1 protein-coding gene and 1 pseudogene are annotated in these 943 nt (G+C 60.3%); both read right to left on the bottom strand.

Annotation, left to right across the window (positions count from 1 at the left end; all coding sequences use genetic code 11):
* Window positions 1-814, bottom strand: an 814-nt coding sequence (locus GM1_RS21375; protein ID WP_008382583.1) for an FAD-binding oxidoreductase, incomplete at its 3' end; no start/stop codon positions are given.
* Window positions 811-943 (bottom strand): annotated as a pseudogene (locus GM1_RS23090) (acetoin dehydrogenase); the annotation flags it as partial. The gene GM1_RS21375 and the pseudogene GM1_RS23090, both read right to left, overlap by 4 nt.

The raw sequence follows: 943 nt of genomic DNA, 5'->3' as shown, positions 1-943 counted from the left end.
GGTAAACCGTGGCGGTAGCTACACCCTCATCGTCACTGAGTCGACGCAGTGTGGCGGTGTCGAACGGGTCACCCGCCAGCGACTGGAACACCTCCCGATGTACATCCGAATGGTCCACTCCACACGCGGTGGCAGACCTTTCCACCAGATCCATGAAGGGGGAAGGGCCGCAGGTGAAGATCACCGATCCCTTGTGATCACGAATAATCTTCTCGACAGCCTCGGATGTGGGGATCCCGTTCTCCGACTCAAGCCAGTCGACCAAAGTGAACCGCTCGGGGAATTCGGATCTGATCTGCTGAAGCTGGCGCTCGTACATGATCGAATCGGCGTCAAGGTTCGCGTAGAACAGGACGACTTCCCCACTGCCCGACACCAGTGCCGACTTCACCAGCGACAGGATCGGCGTGATGCCGCTTCCGCCGGCGAAGAAAAGCATGTCGACGTCGAGGCTCTTAGCGGTAAACTTTCCCGACGGCGTCAGTACGGTCATTTCCATGCCGACGGAGACGTTGTCGCACAACCAGTTTGACGCGTATCCCCCAGCGGTGCGCTTCACCCCGATCTCGAGGCGGAAGTCATCGACATGAGGTGAACTGCTCAGCGAATAGCATCGTGCGACGTGGCCCGTCTGGTCGGACGGGATCTTCAGCGTAATGAACTGCCCGGGTAGATGCTTGAAATCGTCGACGATCTCGTCAGGCACTTCGAAGGCGATGCTCACCGAGTCCTTGGTCTCTTGCACGACCTCCGACACGGTCAGCGTCCGCGATCGCGCGGTGGTGCCCGGCCGATTCTCCTGCTCGACGGTCATTTGATGATTCCCCGCTTGCGAGCGAAGGCGTAGCCCGCGCGGGTGATAGGCGCAGAGATGTCCTGGTAGCGCGGACCCACCACGCGTGCGACAAAGTCGAAGCCCCGTGCGTCTGCGCCGATCAGCACT

The organism is Gordonia malaquae NBRC 108250, assembly GCF_000344135.1.
GTDB lineage: Bacteria > Actinomycetota > Actinomycetes > Mycobacteriales > Mycobacteriaceae > Gordonia > Gordonia malaquae.
The sequence above is the reverse complement of the archived record's forward strand: the minus strand, read 5'-3'. Positions and strand labels throughout refer to the sequence as shown.